This is a genomic window from Saccharothrix espanaensis DSM 44229 (assembly GCF_000328705.1).
Lineage (GTDB): Bacteria > Actinomycetota > Actinomycetes > Mycobacteriales > Pseudonocardiaceae > Actinosynnema > Actinosynnema espanaense.
In genome coordinates, this window is sequence record NC_019673.1 from 1,041,768 (window position 1) to 1,066,735 (window position 24,968).

General features: G+C 69.2%; 22 protein-coding genes, 4 tRNA genes and 1 other RNA gene. 18 read left to right on the plus strand and 9 right to left on the minus strand.

All coding sequences use genetic code 11. From position 1 onward, the window contains the following. Positions 1–20: 20 nt before the first annotated feature. Positions 21–560: a PPA1309 family protein gene (locus BN6_RS05030; protein WP_015098462.1), complete on the minus strand. Its 540-nt coding sequence runs from the start codon at positions 558–560 to the stop codon at positions 21–23. A gap of 106 nt (positions 561–666) precedes the next feature. Between BN6_RS05030 and BN6_RS05035 the strand changes: the two genes are divergently transcribed. The 4 genes from BN6_RS05035 to BN6_RS05050 all read left to right on the plus strand — a co-directional run bounded on the left by BN6_RS05035 (position 667) and on the right by BN6_RS05050 (position 4,370). Continuing rightward, complete coding sequence (locus BN6_RS05035) at positions 667–3,654, plus strand: UPF0182 family protein (protein WP_015098463.1); 2,988 nt, start codon at positions 667–669, stop codon at positions 3,652–3,654. Positions 3,655–3,749: 95 nt separating this feature from the next. Further along, positions 3,750–3,823, plus strand: a tRNA-Met gene (locus tag BN6_RS05040). 261 nt (positions 3,824–4,084) lie between these two features. Next, positions 4,085–4,158 (plus strand) — tRNA-Met (locus BN6_RS05045). Positions 4,159–4,296: 138 nt separating this feature from the next. Continuing rightward, positions 4,297–4,370: transfer RNA gene (locus BN6_RS05050), tRNA-Met, on the plus strand. Between the two features lie 55 nt (positions 4,371–4,425). Here BN6_RS05050 and BN6_RS05055 read toward each other — a convergent pair. Next, on the minus strand, positions 4,426–4,620 hold the full coding sequence (locus BN6_RS05055; RefSeq protein WP_015098464.1) for a hypothetical protein: 195 nt from the start codon (positions 4,618–4,620) through the stop codon (positions 4,426–4,428). A gap of 377 nt (positions 4,621–4,997) precedes the next feature. Here BN6_RS05055 and BN6_RS05060 point away from each other — a divergent pair, with 377 nt between their 5' ends. The 5 genes from BN6_RS05060 to smpB all read left to right on the plus strand — a co-directional run bounded on the left by BN6_RS05060 (position 4,998) and on the right by smpB (position 8,882). Then, the gene (locus BN6_RS05060; RefSeq protein ID WP_041311981.1) at positions 4,998–5,498 is read left to right on the plus strand and encodes a PadR family transcriptional regulator; all 501 of its coding nucleotides are present in this window, start codon (positions 4,998–5,000) and stop codon (positions 5,496–5,498) included. A 52-nt stretch (positions 5,499–5,550) separates the two neighbouring features. Continuing rightward, positions 5,551–6,648, plus strand: coding sequence for a peptide chain release factor 2 (gene prfB, locus BN6_RS05065; protein WP_015098466.1), 1,098 nt, complete (start codon positions 5,551–5,553; stop codon positions 6,646–6,648). Positions 6,649–6,736: 88 nt separating this feature from the next. Further along, positions 6,737–7,426 (plus strand): cell division ATP-binding protein FtsE, encoded by a 690-nt coding sequence (gene ftsE / locus BN6_RS05070; RefSeq protein WP_015098467.1) that lies wholly within the window; start codon positions 6,737–6,739, stop codon positions 7,424–7,426. A gap of 42 nt (positions 7,427–7,468) precedes the next feature. Further along, positions 7,469–8,368 carry a permease-like cell division protein FtsX gene (gene ftsX / locus BN6_RS05075; protein WP_015098468.1) on the plus strand — a complete coding sequence of 300 codons (900 nt, stop codon included), beginning with the start codon at positions 7,469–7,471 and terminating at the stop codon, positions 8,366–8,368. Between the two features lie 37 nt (positions 8,369–8,405). Further along, on the plus strand, positions 8,406–8,882 hold the full coding sequence (gene smpB / locus BN6_RS05080) for an SsrA-binding protein SmpB (RefSeq protein ID WP_015098469.1): 477 nt from the start codon (positions 8,406–8,408) through the stop codon (positions 8,880–8,882). A gap of 73 nt (positions 8,883–8,955) precedes the next feature. Here the strand turns inward: smpB and BN6_RS05085 are convergent, their stop codons facing one another. Next, positions 8,956–9,600 (minus strand): response regulator transcription factor, encoded by a 645-nt coding sequence (locus BN6_RS05085; RefSeq protein ID WP_015098470.1) that lies wholly within the window; start codon positions 9,598–9,600, stop codon positions 8,956–8,958. After that, positions 9,588–10,835, minus strand: a complete 1,248-nt coding sequence (locus BN6_RS05090) for a sensor histidine kinase (protein WP_015098471.1) — start codon at positions 10,833–10,835, stop codon at positions 9,588–9,590. Before BN6_RS05090 ends, BN6_RS05085 begins: the two co-directional genes overlap by 13 nt. Positions 10,836–11,002: 167 nt before the next feature. Between BN6_RS05090 and ssrA the strand changes: the two genes are divergently transcribed. Continuing rightward, positions 11,003–11,378, plus strand: a transfer-messenger RNA (tmRNA) gene (gene ssrA / locus BN6_RS42890). Positions 11,379–11,432: 54 nt separating this feature from the next. Here the strand turns inward: ssrA and BN6_RS05095 are convergent. Together BN6_RS05095 and hrpB are read right to left on the minus strand one after the other, a co-directional pair. Beyond that, positions 11,433–11,651, minus strand: a complete 219-nt coding sequence (locus tag BN6_RS05095; protein WP_015098472.1) for a hypothetical protein — start codon at positions 11,649–11,651, stop codon at positions 11,433–11,435. After that, positions 11,609–13,930 (minus strand): ATP-dependent helicase HrpB, encoded by a 2,322-nt coding sequence (gene hrpB, locus BN6_RS05100; protein ID WP_041311984.1) that lies wholly within the window; start codon positions 13,928–13,930, stop codon positions 11,609–11,611. Before hrpB ends, BN6_RS05095 begins: the two co-directional genes overlap by 43 nt. Before the next feature lie 17 nt (positions 13,931–13,947). On the opposite strand from hrpB, the gene BN6_RS05105 reads away from it, so the two are divergent. The 4 genes from BN6_RS05105 to BN6_RS05120 all read left to right on the plus strand — a co-directional run bounded on the left by BN6_RS05105 (position 13,948) and on the right by BN6_RS05120 (position 18,152). Then, positions 13,948–15,048 (plus strand): glycosyltransferase, encoded by a 1,101-nt coding sequence (locus BN6_RS05105; RefSeq protein WP_015098474.1) that lies wholly within the window; start codon positions 13,948–13,950, stop codon positions 15,046–15,048. A 4-nt stretch (positions 15,049–15,052) separates the two neighbouring features. Then, entirely contained in the window at positions 15,053–15,961 is a 909-nt protein-coding gene (locus BN6_RS05110; RefSeq protein WP_015098475.1) for a GNAT family N-acetyltransferase, read from the plus strand. A gap of 57 nt (positions 15,962–16,018) precedes the next feature. Continuing rightward, a complete protein-coding gene (locus BN6_RS05115) occupies positions 16,019–17,326 on the plus strand; it encodes an MFS transporter (RefSeq protein WP_015098476.1) in 1,308 nt (435 codons plus the stop codon). A gap of 67 nt (positions 17,327–17,393) precedes the next feature. Continuing rightward, positions 17,394–18,152: a DsbA family protein gene (locus tag BN6_RS05120; RefSeq protein WP_015098477.1), complete on the plus strand. Its 759-nt coding sequence runs from the start codon at positions 17,394–17,396 to the stop codon at positions 18,150–18,152. 5 nt (positions 18,153–18,157) lie between these two features. Here the strand turns inward: BN6_RS05120 and BN6_RS05125 are convergent, their stop codons facing one another. Then, on the minus strand, positions 18,158–19,252 hold the full coding sequence (locus BN6_RS05125) for a phenylacetate--CoA ligase family protein (protein WP_158509344.1): 1,095 nt from the start codon (positions 19,250–19,252) through the stop codon (positions 18,158–18,160). 321 nt (positions 19,253–19,573) lie between these two features. Here BN6_RS05125 and BN6_RS05130 point away from each other — a divergent pair. Continuing rightward, positions 19,574–19,646, plus strand: a tRNA-Ala gene (locus BN6_RS05130). 639 nt (positions 19,647–20,285) lie between these two features. Here the strand turns inward: BN6_RS05130 and BN6_RS05135 are convergent. Together BN6_RS05135 and BN6_RS42895 are read right to left on the minus strand one after the other, a co-directional pair. Next, positions 20,286–20,606, minus strand: a complete 321-nt coding sequence (locus BN6_RS05135) for a hypothetical protein (protein WP_015098479.1) — start codon at positions 20,604–20,606, stop codon at positions 20,286–20,288. 66 nt (positions 20,607–20,672) lie between these two features. Then, entirely contained in the window at positions 20,673–21,641 is a 969-nt protein-coding gene (locus tag BN6_RS42895) for an IS30 family transposase (RefSeq protein WP_041311990.1), read from the minus strand. Positions 21,642–23,012: 1,371 nt separating this feature from the next. On the opposite strand from BN6_RS42895, the gene BN6_RS50110 reads away from it, so the two are divergent. The 3 genes from BN6_RS50110 (at position 23,013) to BN6_RS45310 (ending at position 24,827) form a co-directional block, all read left to right on the plus strand. Next, positions 23,013–23,174 carry a phospholipase D-like domain-containing protein gene (locus tag BN6_RS50110; RefSeq protein WP_148303233.1) on the plus strand — a complete coding sequence of 54 codons (162 nt, stop codon included), beginning with the start codon at positions 23,013–23,015 and terminating at the stop codon, positions 23,172–23,174. Positions 23,175–23,650: 476 nt separating this feature from the next. Next, positions 23,651–24,091, plus strand: a complete 441-nt coding sequence (locus BN6_RS45305; RefSeq protein WP_148302735.1) for a hypothetical protein — start codon at positions 23,651–23,653, stop codon at positions 24,089–24,091. A 538-nt stretch (positions 24,092–24,629) separates the two neighbouring features. Next, positions 24,630–24,827 carry a hypothetical protein gene (locus BN6_RS45310; RefSeq protein ID WP_148302736.1) on the plus strand — a complete coding sequence of 66 codons (198 nt, stop codon included), beginning with the start codon at positions 24,630–24,632 and terminating at the stop codon, positions 24,825–24,827. The last annotated feature ends 141 nt before the right edge of the window (positions 24,828–24,968 follow it).

The following is a 24,968-nucleotide window of genomic DNA, read 5'->3' on the forward strand; positions in this document are numbered from 1 at the left end:
CACGCACCGCTGACGCGCCGTTACGGCCGCAGGGTCTCCAGCAGCGCGTCGGTCAGGTTCGGGGCCAGCTCGGGGTGCTCCACGACCTCGTCGGGGGCCTCCGAGCCGCCGCGCAACCGCAGCACGCACGCCACCGACCCGTCCCGCAGCACGGCCGCCACCAGGCGCGCCTCCCGGCGCTGCGGGTGCGCGGCGGCGAACTGGCGGGCCGCCTCGTCGTCCAGGTCCTCCGACAGCGAGTCCTCGGCCTCCGGCGGCAGCACGACGATCTCCTGGGCCAGCGCGCAGCCGCGCACGACGTCCGGCCACACGATCCCGGCCAGCGCCTTGTCCAGCTCCGAGTCCGGCAGCTCGTCCTGCGCGATCGGGGTCAGCGGCGACGCCGCCGGATCGAGCTGACCGGCCAGCTCCGGCTGCTGCGCGAGCAGGTCGGCGGTCGGTACCAGGGCGAACAGCTGGGGCGCCTGGTTCCAGCCGGCGGCGGACACGAACTCCTCGACCTCGCGGGCCACGGCGGGCAGCACCACGGGCGGCTTCTCACTCGCTGACACGCCCGCCATGGTCGCATCCACCCGAATCGGGCGACCGGACGGGGAACCCTCGGCGGCCTCCGTACAGTTGGACAGAACGTACGAAAGCCATTACCGCGATCCAGGAGCGTGCCCAGTGGCCACTCGGCCCCCGGTCGGACTGCCCAGGCTGTCCCGTCGAAGCCGGATTCTGCTCATCGTCGGTGCGGTGGTCCTGGTCGGCCTGATCACCGGCTCCAGGTTGCTCGGCACCTACGTCAACTGGCTGTGGTTCGGCGAGGTCGGCTTCCGCAGCGTCTACGGCATCGAGCTGGCGACCCGGTTCGGGTTGTTCTTCGCCGTGGGCCTGCTGGTGGGCGGTCTCGTCGCGCTCAACCTGATCCTCGCCTACCGCAGCCGGCCGGTGTTCGTGCCGGTGTCCGGCCCGGACGACCCGGTGGCCCGGTACCGCTCCGTGGTGACCCGCCGGATGAAGCTGTTCGCGATCGGCCTGCCGGTGATCGTCGGCGTGATCGCGGGTGGCTCGGCGCAGGGCGACTGGCAGAAGATCCAGCTGTTCTTCAACGCCACGATGTTCAACGAGACCGACGCCGAGTTCGGCCACGACATCGGCTTCTACGCCTTCCAGCTGCCGTTCTACACCTGGCTGCTGTCCTGGCTGTTCATCGCCACGGCGGTGTCGTTCGTCGGCGCGGTGGTGGCGCACTACCTGTTCGGCGGCATCCGGCTGGCCGGCCGCGGCGGGCAGCTCTCCGGGCCCGCGCGCACCCACCTGTCCATCGTCGCGGGTGTGTTCGTGCTGCTCAAGGCGGTGGCGTACTTCTTCGACCGGTACCAACTGCTGTTCTCCGACCGGAACGAGAAGTTCACCGGCGCGACCTACACCGACCTCAACGCGGTGCTGCCGGCCAAGCTGATCCTGCTCTGCATCGCGGTGTTCTGCGCGATCGCGTTCTTCACCGGCGCGGTGCTGCGCAACCTGCAGCTGCCCGCCATCGCGACCGTCCTGCTGGTGCTGTCGAGCATCCTGGTCGGCGCGGCCTGGCCCGCGGTGCTGGAGCAGTTCTCGGTCCGGCCCAACGCCATCGAGAAGGAAGCCGACTCGATCGGCCGCAACATAGCGGCGACCAAGGAGGCGTTCGGGCTCACCGACGACAAGGTCGAGACGAAACCGTACGAGGGCAAGCAGAACGTCTCGCTGGACGAGCTGAAGAACGACCAGGCGACGCTGGGCAACATCCGGCTGCTCGACCCGGCCGTGATCTCCAAGACGTTCACCCAGTTCCAGCAGCTGCGGCCGTTCTACGCGTTCCCGGAGAAGCTCGACGTCGACCGGTACAAAGTGGACAGCCAGCTGCAGGACTACATCGTCGCGGTCCGCGAGCTCAACACCGCCGGCATCCCGCAGGGCCAGCGCGACTGGATCAACCAGCACCTGATCTACACCCACGGCAACGGCATGGTGTTCGCCGAGGCCAGCAAGATCAACTCGCCGGCCGACCAGGGCGGCAACGGCGGCTACCCGGTGTTCGAGGTGGCCGAGGTCGACCAGGAGGGCAAGGTCAAGCCCGGCCCGTTCGGCGTCCAGCAGCCCCGCACGTACTTCGGCGAGCTGGGCAGCGACGCGGACTACGCGATCGTCGGCGGCCGCGACGGCGGCTCGCCGGGCGAGTATGACACCGACCGGTCGCAGTACACCTACGACGGCAAGGGCGGCGTCCGGATCGGCGGGCTGTTCAACAAGCTGGTCTTCGCCGCGGCCTACGGCGAGCGGAACATCCTGTTCAACTCGGCCATCGGCGAGGACTCGCGGATCATCTTCAACCGGCACCCGCGCGAGCGGGTCGAGAAGGTCGCCCCGTGGCTGACCGTCGACGGCGACCCGTACCCCGCCGTGGTCGACGGCAAGATCACCTGGATCGTCGACGGCTACACGACGCTGGAGAACTACCCGTACGCGCGCCGCACGTCCCTGGCGTCGGCCACGAACGACTCGCTGCCCGGCGTCGCGCAGCAGCCGAACAAGGACGTCAGCTACATCCGCAACTCCGTCAAGGCCACTGTGGACGCCTACGACGGCTCGGTGACCCTGTACGCGATGGACGAGAAAGACCCGGTCCTGCGGGCGTGGATGGGTGTCTTCCCGGGCACGGTGAAGGCGAACAGCGACATGTCGCAGTCGCTGCGTGAGCACCTGCGCTACCCGGAGGACCTGTTCAAGGTCCAGCGCGAGACGCTGGCGCGCTACCACGTCGACCAGCCGCGCGACTTCTACTCCGGTGTCTCGTTCTGGGGCGTGCCGTCCGACCCGACCATCGACAACGTGACGACGGCCGAGCAGCAGCAGCAGAACAGCCAGCAGCCGCGCGACCAGCAGCCGCCGTTCTACGTGCTGGCGGGCGACCCGACCGGCGACCCGAACAAGGTCAGCTTCCAGCTCACCAGCGCGCTGGTGAGGCAGAACCGGGAGTTCATGGCCTCGTACGTGAGCGTGCGCTCCGACCCGGACAACTACGGGAAGATCAGCGTCCTCACGCTCAACAACGAGGCCAAGGGCCCACAGCAGATCCAGACCCAGTTCCTCACCTCGGGCGAGGTCAGCAGCGAGCTCAACCTGCTGACCCAGCGGCAGACCAAGGTCGTCTACGGCAACCTGCTGACCCTCCCGGTCGGCGGTGGGCTGCTCTACGTGGAACCCATCTACATCGAACGGGCCAGTCAGAACACCCAGTTCCCGCAGCTGTACAAGGTGCTGGTCAGCTTCGGCGACAAGGTGGGCTACGCCCCGACGCTGAAGGAGGCGCTGGAGAAGGTGCTCAGCGGCTCGTCGGCGCAACTGCCCGACCAGAACGGCGAGACGCCGGGCGGCACGACCACGCCGCCCACCAGCACCACGCCGCCGGGCAGCAGCAACGGGCAGACCACGGAGCTCCAGCAGGCCGTGAAGGACATCCAGAGCGCGCTCGCGGCCATCAAGGCGGCGCAGGGCAGCGGTGACTTCGCGGCCCTGGGCAACGCGTACAAGGCGCTGGACGAGGCCACGAAGAAGTTCGAGACCGCGTCCGCGGCGGCACCGCAGACCTCGCAGTCGTCGGTGGCCCCGTCGCCCACGCCGACCGGCTGACCAGGCGCGCAGTCGTGAATCGGGTGGCCTCGGACACGTCCGGGCCACCCGATTTGCCTATCCGGGCAACCTCCGCGTAGAGTTCGTATTACCGACGCGGGGTGGAGCAGCTCGGTAGCTCGCTGGGCTCATAACCCAGAGGTCGCAGGTTCAAATCCTGTCCCCGCTACAAAGTAGGAGAGCCCTGCCTGTGGAGATCACAGGCGGGGCTTTTCCGCATTGCATTGGGGGCGCGGCCCCCAAACCCCGCGCAGGGCGGGCTTCGCCCCCCTGCACCCCCCGGCGGCTTCGTCGGGTGGGGATGGTGTGGGCGGCCTCTTGCGGGGTGTGTGGGCTTGGTGTGTTGTGGAGGGCTTGGGGCTGTTGTTTCTTGGGTTGGGGGACCCCGGTGTGTGGGGGGTTGGGGGGCGTGTAGAGTTGGTCTTGGCGACGCGGGGTGGAGCAGCTCGGTAGCTCGCTGGGCTCATAACCCAGAGGTCGCAGGTTCAAATCCTGTCCCCGCTACAAAATGGGAAAGCCTCGTCTGTGGAGATCACGGGCGGGGCTTTTTCGTGTTTGGGGGGCGCTTGGGGGGAGTGTTTTGAGGTGGGTGGGGGGCGATTTGGAGTTGGGGGGTGGGGGGTGTAGGGTTGGTCTTAGCGACGCGGGGTGGAGCAGCTCGGTAGCTCGCTGGGCTCATAACCCAGAGGTCGCAGGTTCAAATCCTGTCCCCGCTACAGAGGCGAAGGCCCCTCTCTTCAGGTGAAGAGAGGGGCCTCTGCTTTGTGCCGCTCAGGTCATGTTCTCCGCCCAGTACTGGGCGCAGACCAGGGAGCAGACCCGGCCCTCGCCGGAGACCGTGCGGTGCCGGCGGATCTGCTTGCCGCACACCATGCACTCGTCCTTGCCCGCTTGTTCGGGGAGCGAGCCGCTGGCCCACGCCCTGGCGCTCTTGACGACCTTGGCGTCCATCCACTTGATGCCCACCGCACACCTCCAGAGAAGCCGCCTACGTGGAGTGATGATCCCAGCACTGGTCGTATCCGCCAGACCAGAGGGGGCATATCACCGTGTTGTGCTAAGCGACGGGGCGTGGAACAAGAGCAACAGAGCGGCCAGTCACCCCCGGTGGCCGTTCGGGTGAACGCAAAAGTGCGGTTTCCGTTGCGGGGCAATGCGTTTCCAGGTGAGGTGGACACTCGCGGTCAAGCGGCCGAAAGCGTGGCGTTGATCAGCTTCCGGTCACGGAACGAAGCTTCTCGTTGCTCCGCATGGCCCAGCCGCGCTAGGCCGTGATCAGCCACAGTGGACAGAACGGCTGACCATTGTGGACAGCCGCACCCGGAAGTGGCACCGTTGGTGTCGTGTCGGACCTGAACGCGACTGCCGCCGCCCTGCTCGGGCTGCTGCACGACGGACCCAAGACCGGTGGCCAGCTCGTGGCTGAGGCCGGGGAACGCTTCGGTGCGTTCTTCAGCGTCACCCGCAGCCAGGTCTACCGCGAGCTGCCCGCGTTGGCTGACGCGGGTCTGCTGCGCCTCGGAAAGCAGGGCCCACGCTCCAGCCAGCAGTACGTCCTGACGGCCGCCGGCAAGAAGGCCTTCAAGAACTGGCTGCTGTCCGAGCCGGGCCCCGATCACCTGCGCAGCCCGTTGATCCTCCGGTTGGTGCACGCCGGCTCGTTGACCGCCAAGCAGCGCCAGACGCTGGTGGACGCGGCACGGGCCAGTTACGGCGCCGACCAGGAGGCCGCCAAGACCGCGGTGAAGACCGCGGAGGACGCCTACGCCAAGGCGGTCGCCGAGTTCGCGCTGGCGCACGCCAAGGCGGTGCTCAAGCTGCTGGACGCCATCCCCACGGCCTGAGGAAGCGCCGACCGGTCGCACTCCGCGACCGGTCCTGGCGTAATCTTCTGCCGTGAACCCGGACGTCGAAGCAGACATCAAGGACCTCTCCGCCACGCTCGCGAGCATCGAGGCGGTGATGGACCTCGCTTCGCTGCGCGCCCAGGTCGCGGAGCTGGAGGAGGCCGCCGCCCGGCCGGACCTGTGGGACGACCAGGAGCAGGCCCAGCGGGTCACCAGCCAGCTCTCGCACAAGCAGGGCGAGCTGCGCCGCGTCGTCGCGCTGCGCGACCGCCTCGACGACCTCTCGGTGCTCTACGAGCTGGCCGAGGACGAGGGTGACGAGGGCAGCCTCGCCGAGGCCGACACCGAGCACCGCAAGCTGCGCGACGAGATCTCCTCGCTGGAGGTCCGCACGCTGCTGTCCGGCGAGTACGACGAGCGCAACGCGCTGGTCACCATCCGCGCCGAGGCCGGCGGCATCGACGCGGCGGACTTCGCCGAGATGCTGCTGCGGATGTACTCGCGCTGGGCCGAACGCCACGGCTACCCCGTGGACGTCTTCGACACCTCTTACGCCGAAGAGGCGGGCATCAAGTCCGCGACGTTCCGCATCACCGCCCCCTACGCGTACGGCACGCTGAGCGTCGAGCAGGGCACGCACCGGCTGGTGCGCATCTCGCCGTTCGACAACCAGGGCCGCCGGCAGACGTCGTTCGCGGGCGTCGAGGTGGTGCCGGTGGTCGAGCAGACCGACCACGTCGACATCGACGAGAAGGACCTGCGGGTCGACGTCTACCGCTCGTCGGGTCCCGGCGGCCAGGGCGTCAACACGACCGACTCGGCGGTGCGGCTGACCCACATCCCGACCGGCATCGTGGTCTCCTGCCAGAACGAGCGCTCCCAGCTGCAGAACAAGGCCACCGCGATGGCGGTCCTGCAGGCGAAGCTGCTGGAGCGCCAGCGGCAGGAGGAGCAGGCCAGGATGGACGCCCTCAAGGACTCCGGGTCCAGCTGGGGCAACCAGATGCGCTCCTACGTGCTGCACCCGTACCAGATGGTCAAGGACCTGCGCACCGAGCACGAGGTGGGCAACCCGTCGGCGGTGCTCGACGGCGAGATCGACGACTTCCTGGAAGCCGGCATCCGGTGGCGCAAGCAGCAGGGCTAGTTCCTCGTGATCGGTCAAGCCTTCGCTTCGACGGGTTTCGCCGGGCGAGACGAAGGCTTTACCGAGGCCACGGGTAGACTCCCCCGTCGTGATTCGACTCGAACACGTGTCCAAGGTCTACAAGACCTCCACGCGCCCCGCGCTCGACAATGTCTCGGTCGAGATGGACAAGGGTGAGTTCGTGTTCCTGATCGGACCCTCGGGGTCCGGCAAATCCACGTTCCTGCGGCTCCTGCTCCGGGAGGAAGTCCCGAGCAAGGGCCGCGTGTACGTGTCGAACTTCGACGTGGCCAAGATGTCCCGGCGCCGGGTCCCCCGCCTGCGCCAGTCCATCGGCTGCGTGTTCCAGGACTTCCGCCTGCTCACGAACAAGACGGTGGCCGAGAACGTCGCGTTCGCGCTGGAGGTCATCGGCAAGCCGCGCAACACCATCGTCAAGGTGGTGCCCGAGGTGCTGCAGCTCGTGGGCCTCGACGGCAAGGCCGACCGGATGCCGCACGAGCTCTCCGGCGGCGAGCAGCAGCGGGTGGCGATCGCCCGCGCGTTCGTCAACCGGCCGCTGGTGCTGCTGGCCGACGAGCCGACCGGAAACCTGGACCCCGACACCAGCCAGGACATCATGCTGCTGCTGGAGCGGATCAACCGCACCGGCACGACCGTGCTGATGGCCACCCACGACCACAACATCGTCGACTCGATGCGCCGCCGGGTGGTCGAACTCGACCACGGCCGGATCATCCGCGACGACGCGCGGGGCGTCTACGGCGTGGGCCGCTAAGACACCCCCCTCATCCCCCGACCCTGAGGAACGTTCCCCCCGATGCGTACCAGCTTCGTGTTCAGCGAGGTCGTCACCGGCCTGCGCCGGAACGTCACGATGACCATCGCGATGATCCTCACGACCGCGATCTCGCTCGGCCTGCTCGGCGGTGCCCTGCTCATCGTCCGCATGGTCGACAAGATGCAGGACAACTACCAGAGCAAGCTGGAAGTCTCGGTCCTGCTGACCAACGACGTCAGCGCGAACGACAAGGACTGCGCGCAGCAGCCGTGCGCGAGCCTGCGCAGCGACCTGGAGGCCACCTCCGGGGTCGACTCGGTGGTCTACGAGAACCGCGAGAAGGGCTACGAGCGGTTCCGGCAGATCTTCGAGGCGCAGCCGGAGCTGGTGAAGCTGGCCCGCCCGGAGGCCATCCCGGCCACGTTCCGGGTCAAGCTGGAGGACCCGGCGCGGGCGAGCGTGATCGTGCAGGCGTTCACCGGCAAGGCGGGCGTGAAGGCGGTCAACGACCAGGGCGAGTTCCTCAGCCGGCTGCTGGACGTGTTCAACGGGCTGCGCAACATCGTGCTGGGGCTCGCGCTGGTGCAGGCGTTGGCGGCGCTGCTGCTGATCTCGAACACGATCCAGGTCTCGGCGTTCACCCGGCGCACCGAGGTCGGCATCATGCGCCTGGTGGGCGCGACGCGGTGGTACACGCAGCTGCCGTTCCTCATCGAGGCGGTGGTGGCCGGCGTCATCGGCGCGATCGTCGGCGTGGGCGGGTTGGCGTTGATGGTGTGGGGTGCGTCCCGGGTCTCCGGTGACCTGTTCAGTTCCCAGATCCTGCCACCGATGGGGCTGCTGGACGTGGTGATCATCTCGCCGGTGCTGCTGGGCGTGGCGGTCTTCATCTCGGCGTTGACCGGGTACGTGACACTGCGCCTCTACGTCCGGCTGTAACGGAAAACGGCTGGCGGGTTCACGTAAGGTTTTCGGCATGGTCAAGGAGCGCGGTCAGAAGGTGATCGCGTCGAACCGCAAGGCTCGGCACGACTACACCATCCTCGACACCTTCGAAGCGGGTGTCGTCCTCGTCGGCACGGAGGTCAAGAGCCTGCGCATGGGCCGGGCGTCCCTGGTGGACGCCTTCGGCCAGGTCGACGACGGCGAGGTGTGGCTGCACGCCCTGCACATCCCGGAGTACGTGGCGGGCACGTGGACCAACCACGAGGTCCGGCGCAAGCGCAAGCTGCTGCTGCACCGCAAGGAGATCGAGCGGCTGATCGGCAAGACCAAGGAGAGCGGTCTGTCGCTGATCCCGCTGCAGATGTACTTCAAGGACGGTTACGTCAAGGTCGAGCTGGCGCTGGCCCGCGGCAAGAAGGCCTACGACAAGCGGCAGGACATCGCCAAGCGGGACGCCCAGCGCGACATCCAGAAGGCGTACGGCCGTGCGCTGAAGGGTCGTCGCTGAGGTAGGGCGTGGCCGAAGTGGAGCGGGCCGTGCGGGCCCCTGGTGTGGCCCGCACGGGGCCGGGTGCCGCGGGTCAGCCCAGGTTGAGGAAGGCGAGCACGGCGCGGACGCGGCGGTGCTCGGAGTTGCTGGGCTCCAGGCCGAGCTTGGCGAAGATGTTGCCGACGTGCTTCTCCACCGCGCCGTCGGAGACGACCAGGGACTTGGCGATGGCGGCGTTGGACAGGCCCTGCGCCATCAGGCCGAGCACCTCGCGCTCGCGCTGGGTCAGCGAGTCGACCGGGTTGCGCTTGCTGCGGACCATCAGCTGGGTGATGACCTCGTGGTCGATGCTGGTGCCGCCCTCGGCCACCCGGCGCACCGCCGCCACGAACTCCGAGACGTCCGCCACGCGTTCCTTGAGCAGGTAGCCGACCCCGCTCGCACCGCCCGCGAGCAGCTCCACGGCGTAGCGCTCCTCCACGTACTGGGACAGGACCAGGACCGGGAGGTTCGGCACCCGGCGGCGGGCCTCGATGGCGGCCCGCAGGCCCTCGTCGGTGAAGCTCGGCGGCATCCGGACGTCCACGATCGCCAGGTCCGGGCGGTGCTCCTCGACGGCGGCCAGCAGGGCCTCGCCGTCCTCCACGGCCGCCACCGTGTCGATGCCCTCGTCCGCGAGCAGGCGCTCCACACCCACTCTGAGCAGCACCGAGTCCTCGGCGATCACCACGCGCACGGCAGCTCCGTCCGGATCACGGTCGGTCCCCCGACGGGACTGACCACCACGACCACGCCGTCAATGGTCGCAGCCCGGTCCGCCAAGCCCGCGAGCCCTCCTCCCGGACGGATCTGCGCGCCGCCGTGACCGTTGTCGGTGATCTCCACGACCACGGAGTTCTCGGTGCGGCTGACGTCGACCGCGGCCCGCGTCGCGCCGGCGTGCTTGGCGATGTTGGTCAGCGCCTCGGCCACGGTGAAGTAGGCGGCGCTCTCCACGGCTGTGGGCGGGCGCGGCTCGACGTCCACCGTCACGTCGACCGGGATGGGGCACTTGGCGGCCAGCGACGACAGGGCCGGGTCCAGGCCGCGGTCGCCCAGCACGCTCGGGTAGATGCCCCGGGCCAGGTCGCGCAGCTCGGAGATGGCCAGCTTGGCGTCGGCGTGCGCCTCGGCGATCAGCGCGGCGGCGGCCTCGGGGTCGGACTCCATCTTGCCGCGGGCGCGGCCCAGGCCCATCGCGACGGCCACCAGGCGCTGCTGCGCGCCGTCGTGCAGGTCGCGCTCGATGCGCCGGCGCTCGGCCTCGGCGGCTTCCACGCCGCGGGCGCGGCTGGCCGACAGGCGGTCGGTCTCGGCTTCCAGGAAGCTCGTGCGCGACGGCCCCAGCAGGCCCTGCGCGAGTGCCGCGTGCCCCCGGCCGGTGGCCTTGACCAGCGGCAGGACCAGCAGGCCGAGCAGGATGCCCAGGACGGTGACCGGGAGGGCCTTGGCGAAGGAGTCGACCAGCCACACCGAGTTGCCCAGCGAGACCTCGAAGTTGCGCGGCAGCCACTGCCAGAACAGCGGGAAGAACGTCAGCGACAGCACGGCCGGCCACAGCGCCACCACCATGGCGAACTCGACCAGGCCCAGCGGGAGCATGATCAGCCAGTAGGCGAAGTCCCGCCAGGTGGCCGGGTCGGTCATCATCGCCCTGGCCCGGACGAACAGGTTGCCCTCCGGGATCGGCCGGTAGGGCCGGCGGACGTCGACGTCGAGCATCACCCGCAGCCAGGACCGCTCCAGGCTCGCCGCGCCGCGCGCCAGGACCAGTGTCAGCGCCAGCAGCGGGAAGCCGACCCAGATCACCATGGTGCCCAGGCTGACCGCGAGCAGCGGCACCAGCAGGCAGAACCAGAAGAGTCCGGTGGCCAGGTTCAGCAGGAAGTACCCGCTGGTCCGTGCGATGTCCGGGTTGGCCCGCGCAGTCATGTTCCCCACCTTCACGCCCGATGTACCGGATCAGCATCACCCCTCGGGGGGTGCCGGAACCATCAGGTCGACCGGCGTCCGGGAGGTGGGGCCAGCCCTACCCGAGCTTATTGGGAATGAGGACCGGGCCCGGACACGTTATGCTGGGTGGACGCAGGACCCGACCAGGGGGTGAACGGTTTCGACTTTGTGCGTTGATTCAAGGGAAGCGTGCCGGTGCAGGCGAGAGACCACCGCAAGCGTCATCGCAAACCAATAAGCGCCGAGTCTAACGACCAGGCCGCTTACTCCCTCGCTGCCTAAGCAGCCAGGAGAGTGAGCTGTCAGCCCGGAGGAGCCTCCGCTCCGGATGCTGGCATCAGCAAGGAGGCTCACCTCCGTTCCCGGTCACGGGGAACGGCAGGGACACCCACAGTGACTGGGCCTGTCACAGCGACTTGTCAGCGTGATCGCCGGGGCCGAGCAGAGACGTAGCTGACTGCGCACGGAGAAGCCTTGATGAGCCGGCAGAGGACCCGGGTTCGATTCCCGGCACCTCCACAGTGACAGCGGGCGCTCACCGATCGGGTGAGCGCCCGTCGTCGTTCCCAGCGGTCTTCACGCGGGAACTGGCGCGTCCGGACTCGCCCAGGCGTCAGGCGACCGCCGCTCGTAGCCGCTGCCGACGATCGCGGGGATGTGCTGAGCGGCTTCGGTGCGTCCGGTGGTCAGGAAGCCGGCGACGGCGGCCGACCCGTTGAGGGCGTCCTGGCGTGAAGAGTTGTTCTTGGCGTTCAGCGCCGCGCCGGTGGAGCGGCCATCGGGTCCTCGGGCCACCGGTGCTTCGGGTAGCGGCCGCGCAGTTCGGAGCGCACCTTCGGGTAGCCGGTCCGCCAGAACGACGCCAGGTCGCCCGTCACGGCCGTCGGGCGGCCCGCGGGCGTCAGCAGGTGCAGCACGACCGGGACCCGGCCGTCGGCGACCCTCGGGGTGTCGGTCCAGCCGAACACCTCCTGCACCTTCACCGCCAGGACCGGGTCGTGCCCCGAGTAGTCCACCCGGATCCGGGAACCGGACGGGACCTGGATCCGGTCCGGCGCGAGGTCGTCGAACCGCCCCGCCGCGGGCCACGGGAGCAACCGGCGGGTCACCTGCTCGCCGCTGATCCTGGCCAGGTCGGCGCGCCTGCGGGCAGTGCCCAGGTCGACCACGGCGAGCAGCGCCTCGTCGTCGGGCTCCGGCCACGGGTCGCCGAGCACGCGGTGCAGGAACGCCATCCGCTCCCGGGTGCGCAGGCCGTCCTGGTCCCAGCGCAGCAGGCCCACGCCCTCCGCCCGCAGACCGGCCAGCAGCGCCGCCCGGGTCGCCTCCGGGGTGCGCAACGGCTTGGCGGACAACGTGATCGCGCCCAGCTTGAGCTTGCGCTCGGCGACCACGTCACCGTCCCAGCCGATGTCGTCCTCCTCGACCAGCAGGGCCGGCGCGGCCTGCCGGGCCAGCTCCTCCGAGGCGCGGGCGGCCAGCCGGATGCGGCCGTGCGCGCGCCCCGGCTCCCGATCCGCCACGGCCACCGCCAGCCACTCCGCGTCGGACAGCGAACCGGGCGGCAGCTCGGCGGCGGTACCGCCGGCCATCAGGTAGAGCGGGGAGCCGGGGGACCGCCGGCGGGCCAGCCGCTCGGGGTGGGCGAGCGCGACGACGAGCGCCTGCGCGTCGGGGGAGGGGCGCTCCCGGCCGTCCACCAGCTTGGCCAGCCGGCTCACCTCCCGCGGATCGGCCTGGCCCGCCTTGAGCTCCACGCCCTCCGCTGCGCGGTCGTTGTCGAGCAGCACGACCACCTCGGCGGCGGTCCTCGGGCCGACCAGCTTCGCGCCGTCCAGCAGGGCGCGGGCCAGCCTCGGGTGCAGCCCCAGGTCGGCCATCCGCCGGCCCCGGTCGGTGATCCCCCGGTCGAGCGCCCCCAGCGCCCTCAACGTGGTGTGGGCGACGTCGAGCGCGCCCTTGGGCGGGGCGTCCCACCAGTCGAGGCCCTCGCCCGACGGGGTGCCCCAGCAGGCCAGCTCCAGCGCCAGCCGGGTGAGATCGGCGGTGCGGATCTCGGGGTCCGGGTAGCGCGGGAGCGTGCTGTGCTCGTGCTCGGGCCAGCAGCGGTAGACGTGGCCGGGCGCCTCCCGACCGGCCCGCCCGGCGCGCTGGTCGGCCACCGCGGCGCTGACCCGGACGGTGGCCAGGCCCGCCAGCCCGCGCCGGTGGTCCACCCGGGGCACCCGGGACAGCCCCGAGTCGACCACCGCCCGCACCCCCGGCACGGTCAGGCTGGACTCGGCGATCGAGGTCGCCAGCACGACCCGGCGGCGCGGGCCCGGCCGCAGCGCCGCGTCCTGGGTCGCCGAGGCCAGGCGGCCGTGCAGCTCGATCACGTCCACGTCGGTGAGCATCGCGGCGCAGCGCCGGATCTCCGCCACGCCCGGCAGGAACACCAGCACGTCACCGTCCACTTCGGACAGCGCTCGGCGGGTGGCCCTGACCACCTGGGCTTCGACGCGCTCCCTGCGCAGCGGCGGCAGGTACGTGGTGCCCACCGGGTGGGTGCGCGCCTCGACGCGGATGACCGGCGCGTCCCCGAGCAGCGCCGCCAGGCGGTCGGCGGCCACGGTCGCGGAGGTCGCCAGCAGGCGCAGGTCCGGGCGGAGCACCGCGCGGGCGTCCAGGAGCAGGGCCAGCAGCAGGTCGGCGTCGAGGTGCCGCTCGTGGCACTCGTCCAGCAGGACCGTGCCCACGCCGGTCAGCTCGGGGTCGTGTTGCAGCCTGCGGACCAGCAGACCCGAGGTGACCACCTCGATCCGGGTGTCCTTCGACGTCCGGCGGTCGCCGCGCACCGCGTAGCCCACCGTCCGGCCGACCGGTTCGCCGAGCAGGCTCGCCATCCGCCCGGCGGCGGCGCGGGCCGCGATCCGCCGGGGCTCGGCGACCACCACGCGACCCTCCAGCGCGAGCGGCACGAGGGTCGTCTTGCCGGTCCCGGGCGGGGCGACCAGGACCGTCGAGCCGTGCGCGGACAGCGTGCGGACCAGCTCGTCCAAGACCCCGGTGATCGGCAGCTCCACGGAGGCCAGTGTGCCAATGTGGGGCCATGGGGAAATGGGGAGTCCTCGGCGCGGCGGTGGTGGCCGCCCGGACGGCGTGGACGGTGCGGACGTGGCAGCAGGTGCGAGGGCTGCCGGAGGTGGGCGTCGACGGCGGCACGGTGACCGTCGTCGTGCCCGCGCGCAATGAGGCGGCGAACATCGACCGCTGCCTGGACGGGCTGCGCGAACAGGACTACCAGGGGCTGCGGATCGTCGTCGTGGACGACGCGTCCGACGACGGCACCGCCGACCTCGTGCGGCGGCACGCCGCCGAAGACCCGAGGGTCGAGCTGGTGCTCAGCGACGGGCCGCCGTCCGGGTGGGCGGGCAAGGTGCACGCGCTGTACCTGGGCGTGGAGCGGACCGAGTCGGACTGGCTGGTCTTCGTCGACGCCGACACCGAGGCCGCGCCCGACCTGGTCCGGCGGATGCTGGCGGCGGCCGTCCGGGACGACGTCGACCTGGTGTCCACCGCCGGGCGCTCGACCACCGCGAACGCCGGGTGGTGGCTGCTGCTGCCGCCCACCAACATGCTGCTGTTCGAAGGCACGTCCATCGACGGCTCGCGCGGGCGGGCGCTCGCCGTCGGGCACTGCATCCTGGTCAGCCGCACGGCCTACGACCAGTCGGGCGGCTGGCGGGCGATCGCCGGCTCGCGCGCGGACGACGTGGGCTTCGCCACCCTGATCCGCGACTCGGGCGGGCGGACGCGGTACGTGGACGGGTCGGACTCGCTGGCCACGGGCGGGATGGCGACGTACGGCGAGACGTACCGGTCGGTGCGCAAGAGCGTGGTCGCGGGCATCTCCGAGTTCACCGGCGGGCCGGTGTCGACGTCCCTCGTGCTGGGCGCGTCGGGCGTGGCGCAGGTCCTGTACGGGCTGGTCCCGGTCGTCACGGCGGCACGCGGCTCGAAGCGCGGACTGGCGGCGTGGCTGGCGCACTCGGTGGCGAACTGGGTGTACCTGCGGCGCTCGCGGCAGCCCGTCGCGGCGGCCGTGCTGGGGCCGCTGGCATCGGTGGCGTTCGGCGTGCTGATGCTCGACGCGGCGTGGCGGGCGCTGCGCGGCGAGGCGACCTGGAAGGGCCGGGACGTGCGAGGCTGACCAGGTGGTTGATCCGCTGCGCGACCCCGACGACCCCGAGCTGCTCGACCCCTACCGGGCCCGCGAGCTGGCCACCCTGGTGGAGGCGGCGCGGCTGGCCTCCGGCGCGGTCCGCTACGGCAAGGTCGGGCGGGTCGGCTGTGCCCAGGTCGTGGTCAACCGGGACAACCCGCTGCCGCTGGGCAACCACGCGTGCGCGGTCTACGGGTCCTCCGCCGAGGTCGCGGGCACGCTGATGCGGCTGGAGCAAACGTTTGCCGACGTCGGGCGGGCGGAGGCCGTGGTCTACGCCTCGCCGACGACGGTCGCCGAGATCGAGGGCATCGCCGACGACGCCGGCTGGTACGCCGTGGAGGAGTCGCTGGCGATCGTGCACCGCGGGTCGGTGTCCTCAGATGGGGTGCACCGCGGGTCGGTGTCCTCCGGTGGGGTGCACCGCGGGCCGGTGTCCTCGGATGGGGTGCACCGCGGAGCGGGTGCGCCGAGTGGTGGGCCGGGCGTGCGTGTGGCGGTGGATGCGGACCTGCCCGGCCTGGCCGCGTTGCTCGCCGACGACCTGGGCGCGGAGCCGCGTCGGCTGGCCCGGCACCTGGGGCAGCGGATGGACGACGCGCGGTGCGTGTTCGTGGTGGTGGACGACGGGGAGCGGCTCGCCGGGTTCGCGTCCGGGTTCGCCGAACGAGGGGTCGGGCTGGTCGAGCACGTGGTGGTGCGGCCCGCGCGGCGGCGGCGTGGCGTCGGGACGGCGCTGGTGCACGGCGTGGCGGCCGCCGTGCGTGACCTGGGCGCGTTGCTGGTCGCCGCGCACGTCGCCGAAGGAGGCGCGGGGGAGCGGTTCGCGGAGGCGTGCGGGTTCGAAACCGGGTATCCCGTAACGGCCTATGCACGCAGAGTTGACGAGCTCTTGGATTGAGTTTTCGAGGACCGTTCGGCATATCCTTAGCACAGCTAACAGAGAGCGGAGGGCACTGTGCTGGGGAACGACGTGCGGTCCGGACCCCGGCTGCCCGGCGAGGTGTGGGTGCTGGTCGTGGCCAGCTTCATCATCGCCATCGGCTTCGGCATCGTCGCGCCGGTGCTGCCCGCCTACGCCAAGAGCTTCGACGTCGGCACCTTCGCCGTCTCCGCCATCGTCAGCGCGTTCGCCCTGGTCAGGCTGCTGTTCGCGCCCGTCAGCGGACGGCTGGTCAGCCGGTTCGGGGAGACCCGGACCTACGTCGTCGGCATCCTCATCGTGGCCCTGGGCACCGCCGCGTGCGGGTTCGCCACCGCCTACTGGCAGCTGCTGGTCTTCCGCTCGTTCGCGGGCGTCGGCTCCACCATGTTCACGGTCGCCGCGGTCGGCCTGCTCATCCGGATCACGCCCGCGCCGATGCGCGGCCGGGCCTCCGGGCTGTGGGCGACCGGCTTCCTGCTGGGCAACATCGCCGGTCCGATCATCGGCGCGGCCCTCGCCGAGATCTCCATCCGCGTGCCGTTCGTCACCTACGCCGCCGCCCTGGTGCTCGCCGCGGCCGTCGTCTGGTGGTTCCTGCGCCGCTCGACGCTGGCCGCGCTGGACCCCAACGTCGAGCAGACCACGCTCTCGGTCGGCCAGGCCCTCGGGTCACCCGCCTACCGCGCGGCGCTGGCGTCCGGGTTCGCGAACGGCTGGGCCGTGTTCGGCGTCCGGATCTCGCTGGTGCCGCTGTTCGTGGTGGAGGCGCTGAACGGCAGCCCCGCGCTGGCCGGCATCTCGCTGTCGGTGTTCGCGCTCGGCAACGCGGCGGTGCTGATGATCTCCGGCAAGCTGTCGGACACCATCGGCCGCAAGCCGATGGCGATGTCCGGGCTGGCCGTGTCGGCGGTCGGCACGATCTGGCTCGGGTTCACCACCGGCGTGCCGTGGTTCATGGCCGCGTCGCTGGTCGCCGGCATCGGCGCGGGCCTGCTCAACCCGCCGCAGAACGCCGTGGTGGCCGACGTCATCGGGACCAAGGCCAAGGGCGGCCCGGTGCTCGCGGCGTTCCAGATGGTCGCCGACTGCGGCGCCATCATCGGGCCGCTGCTGGCCGGCGTGCTGGTCGACCACGTGTCCTACGGCGCGGCCTTCACACTTACGGGCGTAATCATGATCATCGCCCTGGTGGTCTGGGCGTTCGCGCCGGAGACCCTGCCGCGCGAGCCGTCGGCGCACGTCGCGGAGGTCGTCGCGAACGAGTCCGGGCGCCTGGACGAAGGCCCCGAGGTGCCCACCGGCGAGCGGCTCGCGGGCCGGCCGCGTCAACCGGATGCGTGAGCACTCAGGTTCCGCTCAGCATCTCTCGGTAGCCTGCGGCGGCAGGTGAGGCGAAGGGATCGACGACGTGGGTGGCGCTGAGCGCAACGCTCGGAAGAAGAAGCAGGAGCAGCAGGCCGCGAAGGCGGTGGCCGCGGCACGGGGCGCCAAGGGCGACCAGACCAAGGTGATCATCGGCGTCGTGGTCGTCGTCGTGCTCGCGCTGGTTGTGGTCGGCGGCGTCATCTGGTCCAAGTCCGGTTCCTCCGGCGACACGCTCACCCCGCCGGACAACCTCGCCGGCGTGTCCGCGCCGATCAAGCGCGAGGGCGGCGTCGTGGTGGTCGGTCAGGACACCGCGAAGGCCACCATCGACATCTACGAGGACTTCCTCTGCCCGGCCTGCGGCCAGTTCAAGAAGATCTACGGCGCGCAGATCAAGGACGAGATCGAGAAGGGCACGCTGCGGGTCCGCTACCACGCGCTGCCGTTCCTGATCCGGATGTCCGCCCCCGAGGGGTACTCCCGCGACGCGGCCAACGCCGCGCTGTGCGCCGCCGACCAGGACAAGTTCTGGCAGTACCACGAGTCGCTGTTCGCCAAGCAGCCCGACGAGGGCGGCCCCGGCTACACCAAGCAGCAGCTCGTGCAGCTCGGCAACGACCTGGGCATCTCCGACCCGTCGTTCAAGACCTGCGTCGACAACGACACGCACGTCGCCGACGCGCAGTCCGAATTGGACAAGGCGCGCGCCACGTCGTACTTCAAGGGCACGCCCACCGTCGCCAAGGACGACCAGCCGGTCGACTTCGGCGACAACGACTGGCTGACCAACCTGGTCAAGTAGGTCCCCTAGGACAAACCGGCGACCGGCGGTTGGCCCTCGTCCCAACGGGCCAACCGTCGTGCTTTCCCGGTCTCCGTGCGCGGCACGGTCCCGTCCGGCGCGACCACGACCTTGCAGGTCAGGCCGAGCCGTTCGCGCAACGCGCCGGTCAGGTCGTCCGCGAGCCTCCCGTCCGACGAGCCCTCGACCACCACCCACAGCTCCGGGCGTGCGCGGCGGTCCTCCACGATCAGGTAGTGCGGGCCCACCCGAGGGTCGGCCAGGACCACGCTCTCGATCTCGGTGGGGAACACGTTGACGCCGCGCACGACGAGCATGTCGTCCCGGCGTCCCAGGACCTTGCTCATCCGGCGCAGCGTGCGCGGGCTGCCCTCGACGGGGCCTGCCAGCGTCGCCACGTCGCCGGAGCGGTAGCGCAGCAACGGCATCCCGGTCTTGGTGAGCGTGGTGAAGACCAGCTCGCCCGGCGTGCCGTCGGGGACGGCGTTGCCCTGCTCGTCGATCGCCTCGACCAGGAAGTGGTCCTCGGCGACGTTCAACATCCCTTGTGAATCAAGGGATTCACACGCCACCCCGGGGCCGATGATCTCGGACAGCCCGTAGATGTCCAGTGCCGTCAACCCGAGCAACGACCGGAGCTGCTCCCGCATTCCGTCGGTCCACGGCTCGGCCCCGAACACCCCGACCCGGAACGACGGCTCAACCCCGTTGTGCCGCAACGCTTCACCGAGGTGCACGGCGTAGGAAGGCGTGCAGCACAGGACGTCGGGGCGCAGGTCGGCGATCAACCGAACCTGCCGCTCGGTCATCCCACCCGACAACGGGATGACAGTCGCCCCGAGCCGCATCCCACCGTGATGCACCCCGAGCCCACCCGTGAACAGCCCATACCCGTACGCGTTGTGGATCCGACTGCGCGAGGTCGCACCGGCCCCGCCCAGCGCCCGAGCCATGACCGACGCCCAGACGTCGACGTCGTGGGCGGTGTAGGAGATCAACGTGGGCCGCCCACCGGTGCCGGACGAGCCGTGGATGCAGACGATCCGATCGTCAACCTGAAACCCGTCCGGGTAATTCTCCCAGAGGTCCTGCTTGGTCACGAACGGCAACCGACCCAACACGTCCAACGAAACATCGGCCGCGTCCCCAACCCCCACCCCCCGCAACCGCCCGGCCTGCACCCCACCAGCCGCCAACAACCGCCCCACCAACCCCCGCAACCGCCGCTCCTGCACCCCACGGCGAACCGAGGGCCGCACACCCTCGGCATCCGGCTCGACCAACCCCAAGACACCCATGCACCCCGGTCTAGCAGCCCGAACGCCCCACCGGTACCCCCGATTTCCATCCGCCGGGGCTGATGTTGTACGGTATTGCCACACGAGAACGGCGGCCCCGGCCGCCGGGAAACGTGGAAGCACGGGGCTGTGGCGCAGCTGGTAGCGCATCACACTGGCAGTGTGAGGGTCAGGGGTTCGAGTCCCCTCAGCTCCACAAGTTGACATAGGCCGAGAATCGCCCGCTGACCTGCGGTAATGCAGGTGGCGGGCGATCTTGTTTTTCGTCTGCTTCGGACTGGACCTGCAGGTCTGGAGCAGATTTGGAGCAAGTGGTCGCTCCGCACGAAATGTTATCAGCTATGTGCTCCAGGTCTCGTAACCCTCCTGGGTGGATCCGCCAAGAACTTCCGGTCGCTGTAGCCGCCGTCGATGTTCGCGCTGGTGCAATGACCCCAGGATTGGTGCGGTGCGGTCATCAGTGGAAGTCTGCTGCCCGAACCCACGGCTGGCCTGTCGCTGCTACGCCATCCTGTGCCAGATGCCGTCCCGGCCGCCTGGTTGAGCGACCGAGCCGCACCTCCTCCGGAGGCGGTTGCTCGTGCTGTTCATGGGGAAGGCGGTGGTCGCCGCGCACCACGACGCTGCTGAGCCTCGGCGGCGGCGCGCGTTCGACAGTCGACATCCACCACGTACACCGATCTTGCCAGCGGCACAGCAGGTGAAGTGTGATCTTGTCTGGCGGGGCGTCCGCGGTGGTGGATCTCTCCGACAACTCGCTAGTGAATCCGCAGCCGATGTGATTCAAGCGCATCGATCAGTCGTCGTCCTCGGTGTCCTGCTTGTCGGGGTCGCCTTAGGGTAGGAAGGGCGGAACGGATCGCTTCGCCAGCGTCTCCCAGTTGTACGACAGGAACCGTGAGTTCCCCTCGTAGACGCGTTGGTGCCCCTTGTGCGGTGACCGCCAGGTACTGCGCAACTCGGTGATGTCCGGAGCGTTGACGACGAGGGCGAACTCGTCGGAGGCGGTGTCGTGCGTGTTCTGGGGGCGCAGCGCGTCCAGCCTCACGGTGAGGGTCGTCGACCCGCCGCTGCGGTACGAGACCTTGAACGCCGGAGTGGCCGGGTGGTACGCGGATGACGCCAAGCCGCTGGTCAGGTAGCTGTACAGCGCCATCGACGATGTGCCTCAGCGGACGGGCAGATCGGGCAGTAGAGATGCGAGTTGAAGTAGTCGGTGAGTTCAGGCGGTGGAAGCATCCGCTTCGAGGAGTTCGGTGAATACCTCGCTGGGTTTTCTCCAGTCGTGGATCTTACGGGGTCGGTCGTTGATCTCGGCGGCGATGGCGGCGAGGTAGCGGGGATCGGAGGGGATGTCGACGCCCTTGGGCAGGAACTCGCGCACGATGCGGTTGAGGTTCTCGTTGCTGCCGCGTTCCCACGGTGAGTGCGGGTGGGCGAAGAAGACCGGCAGCCCGGTGGCGGTCACCTGTTTGTGCAGGGCCATCTCGGAGCCGCAGTCCCAGGTCAGGGAACGTTTGACCGACGACGGAAGGTCGCCGACGGCGGCGATGATCGCGTCGGTGACGGTCAGGGAGTCGCGTCCGCGCAGCGGGACCAGGACCAGGAAGCGGCTGGTGCGCTCGACCAGCGTCGCCACCGCACTCTTGCCCGCCTTGCCGATGACGAGGTCGCCTTCCCAGTGGCCGGGTACGGCCCGGTCGTCGGCCTCGGCGGGGCGTTCGTCGAGGTAGCGGGGCTCGCGGATGCGCGGCGCGGGCGCCGGACGCGGTCCACGGCGGGCCGTGCGGCCGGTCCGCAGCGCCATCAACTCCCGGTTCAGCGTGGCGACAGGTTGGGCGTAGACCCACTGGTAGATGGCCTCGTGACTCACCCGGCCAGCGTCCTCGCCCGGTTCCTGGCGCGCCAACCACCCCGCGATCGACGCCGGTGACCAGCCCACCCGCAACAATCCCGCCACCCGCGCCCTCAGGGCAGGGACGCGGTCCACCGCCAGCGACTTCGGTCGCGACCGGGCCGCGCTCGCCGCCTGTTCGGCCATCACAGCCCGATACCCGTCCCGACCGCCGTGCCGGATCACCTCACGCGAGACCACCGAGGCGTTACGGCCGATCCGAACCGCGATCTCCTTGTACTCCAACGACTCGGCCACGCCACGGGAGATCTCCTCCCGATCGGCCAAGGACAACATCCGACGCACGGCGGGCAATCCTTCCCCACCGAACACCAAGATCACATGCTACGACCGCCTGAACCTGCCGTCGCGTTCCACGGGGTCGACGGCCGTGATATTGCCCTTGATTCGGGCCTGCACCCGCACGTTCTCGAGGAACGCGTCGCTGCTGTTGCGGATGCGCAGGTGGGCACCCCGTCCAGCATAGCCGCGAGATGATCATGAACGGCCGGTCAGGATCGCCGCACCTCGTCCCGCCAGGACTCGATCTCCGCGAGGTACTTCTCCGGCGTGTGCTGGTCGGGAAGTGCGAACCGGTCGATCTACGTGCCCCAGGTGGCGACCTGGAACCCGATATGCGTCCCCCATGGGGCCGACGCTGCACCAAGCCTTTCACGGTGCGCCCGAAGGTAGTCCTCCAGCACCGCGTCTATCCGTGATGGCGTCGAACCGCGTGGCCGACGACCGTGACGTCGAGCTCGGCGGTGACCGTGGTTTGTCGGCTGCGGTCGAGGAGTGCGCGGATCTCCGCGCTACACCGCCGTGCCGGACTCCTGAGGCACTCTCGGCGGCTTGGTGATCCTGGCCGAGGAGGAACACTTCGAGCGGATCGTGCGCAGCGCCTTGACCGGAGCCCGCCACTGCTCTTCGCACCCGCTGTGCGCGGGCGGCTTCCTCAGGCCCTTGCCGATTTCCTGCGTGGCGCTGCTTGCCGCGTCTGCCTCTCAGTCTCGGAGACGACTTGCGAGCGAGGCAACCGCTTTCTCGTCCGGAGCTTTCTCGTGCCGATCGGCAATGACCCGTCCATCGTGGTGTCCCCGAAGGAGTAGACGGGTTCGAGCAGAGTGGAGTTCGAGACGGCAGCCGTCGAGGCGGTTGCGTGCTCGGACCCGCCCAGATCAAGGGTCTGGCGGAGCAGTTGGCCAAGGGCGCAGTCGGGAGTACGTCCTGCACGCGATCCGGATGCGTACTGCGGGCCCTATCGGCTACCGCTTGTTGAACGCCGTAGACATCGTGGGCATACCTGCTGGCGAGGTTGCGATGTACTTGCGCGGCCTTGTAACCGCCTGCACACGTCAGCGAAATCGTCAGAGGTGTAGCCGGTGTGGAGTGGGCCTTCGCCCCCCGGCGTACCGGTCCGGGCAACTGGGCAGGGACTGGTCCATTGTCGGACACGCGACGACGGAGTTGCTGGAGATGACCTACTCCGCTGCTGCCTACAAGCCGTTGACTACGGCCTTCCGCGCAGCGGCGGAGCGCGCGGAGTGGAGGTGGACATCGTGGTGGAGACGATCCAAGGCACCGGCGGTCTGCTGAGCGGCTCCGAACGGGCCCGGGTTTTCTCGAGAACTGGCTGGTTTCGCGGCTGTGCGACTCTGGCACTGACCGCTGGACCAGCGGGAGAAACGAGGTGCCCGGCAACACTCGAAGATTCTGATAGCGGATCGGCAGGTGCTCTTCCTCGGCAGCGCGAACCTGACCGCTTCCGGAGCGTGTCACAACCTCAAAGCGGGCGTTCTGTTCCGCAGCCGTACCCGCCCGCTGCGCTGAGCATGTCAGGGAACTGCACCGACGAGGTGCACTTCGGCCGCTGAAGTGACCGTTTCGTCCGACCTCGGACTCCAGGATGAGCGATCGATGAGATGCCACTCCTCCTGAACCTTCTTACATCAACCAGTGTGAAGCCGCATTCGTTGTCGTTTGACATGGCGAGCGACTGGACGTCGGGAGATTGCATATGAGGAATTTTTGTCGAAGCATTCGTTACGACACCCAGCTGAAACATGCTTCACCTGCATGGCGCAATACGTAAATGATCCTTGATCCGATTGGATGGACTTTCGCCATCTGGCTTTCGGGTGATCGTGACGGTGGTGATCAGTGGAAACTCGGCAAGCGCAAATTTGCGGACCTTTGTGCTGTGTGACTGCCAGCGGTTACCCGTCCGAGCTGGAATATCTCCGCTGGGTGGCAATCCGCTATGGTGGCCTCGACGGGAATCGGCGGGTGTGCGAGAGGTGGAAGGAATGTCAGTAAAGTGGAGTTGGGCTCGGATTGTAGTAGGCGGGGAAGCGAGCGCAACAGTAACTCGATTTAGCGGCTACTTCGACACGCAACAAGAGGTGCTAGAGGATCTTCAAGCGCATTTTGATGCTGGGGCGGAGGGGTCTACCGAGCTGCTGGCCGCTGCGAAATTACGCGAGGCTGGGTGGTCGGATGATCTGTTGATCGTAGCTTTTCGTAATGTGGCGGCGTGGATCGCGTATGCGGTTCCAGAAGAAGTGTCCTCTGAACAGGTGGCTTGGACTCTGGCGATAGAGAAGAACAAAGAGATACATGAAAAGTTAGTTTCCGGCAGCGATAGTTGGGTGACCCAGGGGTCTGGCTGCATGTCAGTAGTGCTGACTGTTCTTTCAGTTGCAAGCGCCTTGGTCGCCGCTTGGTCTTCGAGCGGATGGGGGGCTTGACGAATCAAACTTTCGGCACGTTGTAGGGGGTTGGCCGCGGTACTGCGAGCGCGGATCGCGTTTCACAGACGGGGCGGGATCGCGCGATCGGCGATAAGCGCCAACGCCGTTCATGCCACAACCTGTGAAGCAAACCTGGAGCAGGCGGTGGAAGTGGGCGACGTTGAACGGCTTCGAGCGGTGATGACGCACCGGTGACGTGCGGGTTCTGCGTTGCCCTGGTCAGGGCAACGACCGGACCGTGCTGGCAGAGTGAGGGTTAGCTTGTTGGCTGCGCCTCATCGCAGTTGGCCTGCACTGGCGGATGCTGGCGGAGTCGTTGATGTGGTGCGGTTCGGATTTCTTGTGATTACGGCGCGCGGATCTTCTGGCGGGCCCGGCATGGTAAGGGTGCTGATCGGTGCACCCCGATCTGGACGGAGGTGGTGGGATTGGGGTCTCTGATCTATCGATCTATTCGGTTCGGTAGACCTCGTGCCGGTACTTTCGCCCGCCTGCCTTCCCGACGAGGTGACGACGGTGGCGCGGCACGAGCGGGGTGAGCGGTTGGCCGCGGCGGTGCCAGGCCTCGGCGGGAGTGGCGAGCGCGACCAGCGCCCCACCCCGGGCTCGCGGCCGCAGTTCCCGGCCGCTGGCGGTGCCGCCCAATCTCGACGTCGTCGCCATGGGCGACATCGGCGTCGAGGACCGGGTCGTGCTGTCCGCCCACGCGGAGCAGACCGCTGATCGCAGCTGACTGATCTGGGTCACGTCCGTGTCATCGAGTGCGCTGGATGCCGCGCTCGCCGCGTTGATCATCCGGACCACGAGGGCTGTGCCGTCCGATCGGTGACCGCCACCTCGCCGTCCGGCCGGACCTTGGGCTGACGTTTCGCAA